The sequence below is a fragment of the Shewanella sp. CG12_big_fil_rev_8_21_14_0_65_47_15 genome, assembly GCF_002783505.1.
Classification (GTDB): Bacteria; Pseudomonadota; Gammaproteobacteria; order Enterobacterales; family Shewanellaceae; genus Shewanella.
The window spans coordinates 87,290-94,281 of the sequence record NZ_PFGL01000051.1 but is presented as its reverse complement, the minus strand read 5'-3'; the positions used below and the strand labels follow the sequence as shown (position 1 = coordinate 94,281).

Annotated in this window: 7 protein-coding genes; 1 reads left to right on the top strand and 6 read right to left on the bottom strand. The window is 48.7% G+C overall.

Annotated features, from left to right (window positions below; all coding sequences use genetic code 11):
- On the bottom strand, positions 1-1,156 hold a 1,156-nt coding region (locus tag COW15_RS14565), incomplete at its 3' end, for a DEAD/DEAH box helicase (protein ID WP_363700415.1).
- 60 nt (positions 1,157-1,216) lie between these two features.
- Positions 1,217-2,116, bottom strand: a complete 900-nt coding sequence (locus COW15_RS14560; RefSeq protein WP_293633233.1) for a M23 family metallopeptidase — start codon at positions 2,114-2,116, stop codon at positions 1,217-1,219.
- A 27-nt stretch (positions 2,117-2,143) separates the two neighbouring features.
- Between COW15_RS14560 and COW15_RS14555 the strand changes: the two genes are divergently transcribed.
- Positions 2,144-2,590, top strand: coding sequence for a DciA family protein (locus COW15_RS14555; protein WP_293633232.1), 447 nt, complete (start codon positions 2,144-2,146; stop codon positions 2,588-2,590).
- Positions 2,591-2,625: 35 nt separating this feature from the next.
- On the opposite strand, the gene lpxC is transcribed toward COW15_RS14555, so the two are convergent.
- The 4 genes from lpxC to COW15_RS14535 form a co-directional block, all read right to left on the bottom strand.
- Positions 2,626-3,546 carry a UDP-3-O-acyl-N-acetylglucosamine deacetylase gene (lpxC, locus tag COW15_RS14550; protein ID WP_293633231.1) on the bottom strand — a complete coding sequence of 307 codons (921 nt, stop codon included), beginning with the start codon at positions 3,544-3,546 and terminating at the stop codon, positions 2,626-2,628.
- Positions 3,547-3,728: 182 nt separating this feature from the next.
- Complete coding sequence (gene ftsZ, locus COW15_RS14545) at positions 3,729-4,916, bottom strand: cell division protein FtsZ (RefSeq protein WP_293633230.1); 1,188 nt, start codon at positions 4,914-4,916, stop codon at positions 3,729-3,731.
- A gap of 33 nt (positions 4,917-4,949) precedes the next feature.
- On the bottom strand, positions 4,950-6,185 hold the full coding sequence (gene ftsA / locus COW15_RS14540) for a cell division protein FtsA (RefSeq protein WP_007651244.1): 1,236 nt from the start codon (positions 6,183-6,185) through the stop codon (positions 4,950-4,952).
- Complete coding sequence (locus COW15_RS14535) at positions 6,166-6,915, bottom strand: cell division protein FtsQ/DivIB (protein ID WP_293633229.1); 750 nt, start codon at positions 6,913-6,915, stop codon at positions 6,166-6,168. The genes ftsA and COW15_RS14535 overlap by 20 nt, the downstream gene beginning before the upstream one ends.
- Between the last annotated feature and the right edge of the window lie 77 nt (positions 6,916-6,992).

Here is a 6,992-nt window from a genome sequence, read left to right as displayed (position 1 = left end):
TCTCATATTGACGGAAGTAGTTCTGGAAGGTGATAGAAGCCAAGGTTTGGTTTTCGTTTTGAATGTGTACGCCTTCTTTGGCTTCAACGGCTTGATGTAAGCCTTCTGACCAACGACGGCCAGGCATAGTACGGCCAGTGTGTTCATCGACGATGATCACTTCACCATCCTGAACGATATAGTCAACATCGCGCTCGAATAGTGTATGAGCACGCAGGGCTGCGTTGACATGGTGCAATAACGAAATATTAGCGGCCGAATAGAGTGAATCCCCTTCGGCTAACATGCCACGCTCAATCAGCAGGTTCTCTACCTTTTCTTGGCCGCGCTCGGTGAAATGCACTTGTTTGGCTTTTTCATCGATGCTGTAGTCACCCTCACCCACATATTCTTCCGAGTCTTCTTTATCTTGACGGATAAGACTTGGGATCAGGGTGTTGATCTTGATGTATAGCTCAGAGCTATCTTCAGCGGCACCAGAGATAATCAACGGCGTACGCGCTTCGTCGATTAAGATTGAATCCACTTCGTCGATCAGGGCGTAGTGCAATGGACGCTGTACCCGTTCTTGTGGAGAGAACGCCATATTATCGCGCAGATAGTCAAAACCAAATTCGTTGTTGGTACCGTAGGTGATATCGGCATTATAGGCGGCTTTCTTTTCGTGCTGTCCAAGACCTGCCACGTTGATGCCTACGGTCAAACCGAGGAATTCAAATAGTGGGCGGTTATTCTCGGCATCACGGCGTGCTAAGTAATCGTTGACGGTAATGACGTGCACGCCTTTACCCGTCAGCGCATTTAAGTAGGCGGGCAAAGTTGCCGTTAGGGTTTTACCTTCCCCCGTACGCATCTCGGCAATTCGGTTGCTATCGAGTACCATGCCACCGAGCAACTGCACGTCGAAGTGACGCATTTCAAATATACGCTTCGACGCTTCACGAACCGTGGCAAATGCCTCGGCCATAATCGCCTCGAGGGTTTCACCTGCCGCTAAACGCTCACGAAACTCGGCGGTTTTAGCTTTAAGCTGTTCATCGGTTAATTTTTCATAATCGGCTTCAAGCGCATTAATCTGATTAACGACTTTTTGTAAACCTTTGAGGGTACGGTCGTTACGACTACCAAATACTTTTGTCAGTAATTTACCAAACATCTGAATCACTTATTCTCTGTAGGCCAAGTCCATGATGGAACCTAGAAGCCAATGTTTCAATTAACTTGCTTTGCGGTAGACAAACTTCTGTGGATCTATCTGCTGTCCGCCACGCAACACTTCATAATGTACATGGGCCCCTGTCGAGCGCCCAGTACTTCCCATACTGGCGATGGTATCGCCTTTTGCGACCACATCACCTACAGTCACTGACAAAGCTTTATTATGGCCATAGCGAGTACGTAGCCCATTACCATGGTCAATTTCAACCAACTCACCATAACCGAACATATTCCCAGCCCAAGTCACCACACCTGCGGCAGTCGCGACAACTTTCGCCCCTTCCCGACCGGTAAAATCTATGCCTTTATGCAGGGTTCTACGACCGTTAAAAGGGTCATTACGCAATCCGTAGGGCGACGATAACCAGCCTTTATCTAGCGGAAGCCCAGATACATAACGCTCTTCATCTATATGGTGGTTAGATGACACAGTTTCAAGTAGTGAGAGTTGAACATTATTGTTATCAATTCGTGAAGCAAGCTTATCCATATCATCGATAAGCTGTCCAAGTTCGATATTTGTGCCTAGTTCACTCAAGCCACCCACACCAACCTCAGATGAAAAATCGAAATCATCTTCGAGTTTATTGCGCTCGGCAACTTGTTGGCCTAAGGCTTCGAGGCGGGTGATTTTTGCCTGCATACGGGCAACGTGAGTCACTAGCATGGCTAGTTGAGACTCGGTAGCACTCTTTAGTTCTAAGACTTGTTTCTTCTGTTGTTCACGTACGAGACGATCGTTATCAACACTGGCTTGCTGATTTTCAAATCGAGCGGAGTTGTGTTGATAAATACCGGCACCAGTAGCCAACAATAACATGGGAAGGAGCAACCAGCGTTTACTGGGTTGCCAGCGCGTGACGCCATTCCGACCTTGAATAAATACTGTTACACTCATAGCCTAATTCAGCCATCTTATTATCATATGAAAAAGCCCCCTCAAGATCTCAGCCAATTACTACACCAGTCGGGCAAATTACCCGACATCGCTGAGAAAGCGGAACTACTTTTGTATCTGGATCAGCATGTGAAGCAGATTGTCGCAGGTCCTATTGCGGAACAGCTGAAAGTCGCTAATTTCCGCCAGGGTGTTCTTGTAGTTGAAACCACTTCGGCTGCCTGGGCTGCACGAATTAATTTTCAAAAGTCGAAGTTACTCGCGCAACTTCAAGCAGAAACGCTCCCAATCCTTACCGCAATTGAGGTCAAAGTCAACCCGAGATTAGCAATGTATGATGCAAAGCCTAACCAAGCGCACAAAGAATTGAGTCCTGTTGCGGCGGAACATATTGCCGCACTGGCGGAAAATGTGAGTGGCACACTGGGCGAAAAACTAAAACGGCTGGCCTCATTGGCCAGCCGTAATAAATAAACTCACACTATTTTAAGCAAATAACTATCTCAAACTTAAGCAAATACGGCGCCACCTGGCACAATAAAGCTGACGGGGACATCGGCTTCTTTTTCAAAGCTGATTAACTCCCACGCATCCTGTTGCGCCAGTAGTGCTCGGACTAATTGGTTATTCAGTGCATGGCCCGTTTTATAGGCTGTGAACTCACCTAAAATGGCGTGTCCCGCTACGTAGAGATCACCAAATGCATCTAAAATCTTGTGCTTAACAAACTCGTCCTCATAACGCAGGCCGTCGGGGTTGAGGACGCGGTATTCATCAAGTACAACCGCATTTTCCATGCTGCCACCTAATGCAAGGTTGTTAGCACGCAGATACTCAATATCACGCATAAAACCAAAAGTACGGGCACGGCTGATATCTTTCACAAAAGCAGATGTTGAGAAGTCCATCACCACATGCTGTTGACTACGGGCGATCTCTGGATGAGCAAAGTCAATTTTAAAGTTGACTCTAAAACCTTTAAAGGGTTTTAGCTCGGCCCATTTATCACCATCTTCAACACGCACAGGGCGTTTAATCTTTAAGTACTTCTTAGGTGCGGCCTGCTCTTTAATGCCTGCAGACTGTAATAAGAAGACGAATGGGCTCGCACTGCCATCCATAATGGGGATTTCAGGTGCGTCCACTTCGATTACGGCGTTGTCTATGCCTAAACCTGCGAGTGCAGCAAACAAATGTTCAATAGTTGAAATTCGAATACCTTCGTCATTGACAAGTGCCGTGCACATAGTGGTTTCGCGAACTTGTTCCGCCTTCGCTGGAATAGCGACTGCAGGACTCATATCGGTACGCACAAGTACGATCCCTGTATTAACTGGCGCGGGCATAATGCTCAAGGTGACCTTATTGCCGGAGTGTAATCCGACTCCGGTTGTTTTCACCATTTTTTGAACAGTTCTTTGAAATATCATTCAGTTACCCGTTTTAATTCGAATTACAAAGCCTAATATTTGTACACCCATCGGTGGCAAAACGGCCACAGTGGTATGACATGATAACATAACTTAACCATGTCATACAAATGCAGCTATCCTGTGGTATCGCTCGATAACGAGTGCCACCACAGAATACGCGCTGGACTCAAATGCCCTTGTTAATCAGCTTGCTTACGCAAAAACGCTGGAATATCAAGATAATCCAATTCATGCTTCGTTGAAGGAGCGGGTGCCGGAGCAGGTGCTGGCGAAGCAGGCAACACGTTGCCCTTTGGCGCGGCATAACTCACATGAGCCGCTTCTTCGACATAGGCTTCTACTCTTGGTTCCACAACCACAGGCTCTGGACGAGGTGCAGGCTTAGAAACCAATTGGATATCTGGACGCTTTTCCGCGCCGATACCAGTTGCAACCACAGTAACACGCAATTCATCACTCATTTCTGGGTCGATGACCGCGCCCACGACCACAGTCGCGTTGTCAGAGGCGTAAGCCTTAACATGATTGCCGACGGTTTCGAATTCTTCGATGCTCATGTCCATACCTGCGGTGATGTTAACTAACACACCACGGGCACCGGCTAAGTCGATATCCTCTAATAATGGGCTGGCGACAGCAGCTTCGGCGGCTTCTTCAGCACGGTCTTCACCGCGAGCGACGCCTGTACCCATCATGGCATTACCCATTTCAGACATCACAGTCTTCACGTCGGCGAAGTCGACGTTAATTAGACCAGGACGAGTGATAAGTTCGGCAATACCTTGTACCGCACCGAGTAACACGTTATTCGCTGCGGCAAACGCATCGAGTAAAGAAGTGCCACGGCCCAATACTTTTAATAATTTTTCGTTAGGGATCGTGATTAACGAATCCACGTGCTTGGCTAGCTCGGCAATACCTTGCTCGGCATAGGCCATACGCTTTTTCCCTTCGAATGGGAAAGGCTTAGTCACAACCGCAACGGTCAGAATACCTTCTTCGCGGGCGATTTGCGCCACAACGGGCGCCGCACCTGTACCTGTACCACCGCCCATACCGGCGGCGATAAAGATCATATCCGAGCCTTTGATCGCCGCACGAATGTTCTCGCGGTCTTCTTCAGCGGCGGCACGACCCACATCTGGGTTTGCACCTGCACCTAGGCCTTTAGTAACATCGCGACCTAATTGAATCGTTGAGCCAGCGCCTGATTTACGCAGCGCCTGTGCGTCTGTATTGGTAACGACAAACTCAACACCTTCAATGTTGTGTTTGACCATATGTTCGACAGCATTACCGCCGCCGCCGCCAACGCCGATGACTTTAATCACCGCGTCATCTGAGTGAGTGTCCATGATCTCAAACATTGTCTGATCTCCGTGTTGCCTGCGTTATGAAAATTAAAATTCGCCCTTAAACCAGCTTTGGACCCGATTCCAAGCACTGGTTACCCCTTGACGCTCAGGACGTTCGAATTGACGTTCGATCACCCGTCTTGCACCGTAGTGAAGCAGCCCGACTCCAGTGGAGTAAATGGACTGATCCACATATTCATATAAACCTTTGATCGGTAGCGGTGAAGCCACCCGAACTGGCATGCCGAAGGTTGCTTCTGCAATATCGACTACGCCTTGAATCGACGCTGTGCCACCCGTGAGCACAATACCTGCGGCGATTTGATCTTCTAAGCCACTGTCTTTCAGCTCCTTGAGCACTAGCTCAAACAGCTCTTGATATCTTGGCTCTACCACTTCGGCGAGCGTGTGACGTGACATGCTACGCGATGGACGCCCACCGACCGAGGGTACTTCGATACTGTCTTCACGGCTCACCATTGAGCTGCGCGCACAGGCGAACTGCACTTTAATCTGTTCAGCGTGTGACGACGGTGTGCGGAAAATCTTCGCAATATCGTTCGTCACTTGATTACCCGCCACCGGCACAACCGCGCAGTGGCGCAGGGCGCCGTTGGTATAGACAGCGATATCCGTAGTGCCACCGCCAATATCGACGATACACACACCTAAGTCTTTTTCATCGAAGGTCAGTACGGCATCGGCCGAGGCAATCCCAGAAAACACTAAGTCGTCGACCTTCAAGCCACAGCGCTCCACACTCTTAGTGATGTTCTTCGCCATATCATTAGCACAGGTCACTATATGCACCTTGGCTTCCATCCGCATACCGGACATGCCGATTGGGCTACGAATGCCATCTTGCACGTCAATCGCATATTCCTGCGGTAACACATGCAGAATACGACGTTCGGTCGGGATCTTCACCGAGCGCGCCGTGTGGATCACGTTATCGACGTCTTCCTGTGTCACTTCTTCATCGTTAATCGACACCATGCCATTTTCGTTTTGGCAGGCGATATGTTTACCCGAAATACTCAGGTAAACCGATGATACTTGGCAATCGGCCATTAATTCCGCTTGATCGAGTGCACGTTGCACACTGCGCACGATGGAGTCTAAGTCGTTAACGCCACCTTTATCCATGCCCCTTGAAGGATGGTTACCAAGGCCGACTATGCTGATTTCGCCATCGGGCAGAACTTCGCCTATGATCACTGCGACTTTAGAGGTTCCTATGTCCAATCCGACGATCAGATTTCTATCTTGGTTTTTGGTCATTAATTATCGGCTCTCTTGTTTGTGCATCGCCCCAGCCTACGGCCAACCCTATGTCGTAGCGCAAATCCACTCTGGCAATGGGTTTATCTTGTTTCGCTAGCAGCGGATAAACAGTGATAAACCTTTGTATCCTTGCCATTTTATCTTCTCTACCTAGGTCTAAAACAATACCGTTACCTAGGGTCGCATGCCACGCATGGCGTGGTGTTAAACTTAAACTGGCTAAGGTAAAGCCATTTATCTTCAGCAGCGAATTAACCTGCGCATAGGCGGTTAATACCTCAGTGCCCATATCATCCGGTCCAGATAACTGTGGCAAATGCTCCAACTCTGGATGCGATGGCGCTTCAAACACTTCGCCATGCACATTTAACCATGAGCTACCGTTCCAATGGGCGGCGGGTTGCTGCTCTTGCAAATACACCCTAAGCTTCGCTGGCCATTCACGTCTTACCGATGCGCGATATACCCAAGGTAAAGCCTCTAACGCCTGTTGCACTAAGGTGATGTCAGCACTAAAAAAACTCCGCTGCATCAAATCCTGTAGTGCAATTTGTATATCTCTATCTGTGGTGTAAGTCCGTTCACCTTTGATGGCAACCGCCTCAATCGGCAGGGTGCTGGCATCGTTTAAAAACCTATGTAACTGGTAGCCGCCAAAGACGAAACTACCAATGACCAGCCATAAAAAACCAATCCCGCTCCACAGGTACCAATTAACCCGGGACATCCTCGCCCACCAGTGTCGCCTCTTATCACTCCAAGACACGTTTGTTTCCACCTTTCAACGACACTACTAAAAACCAC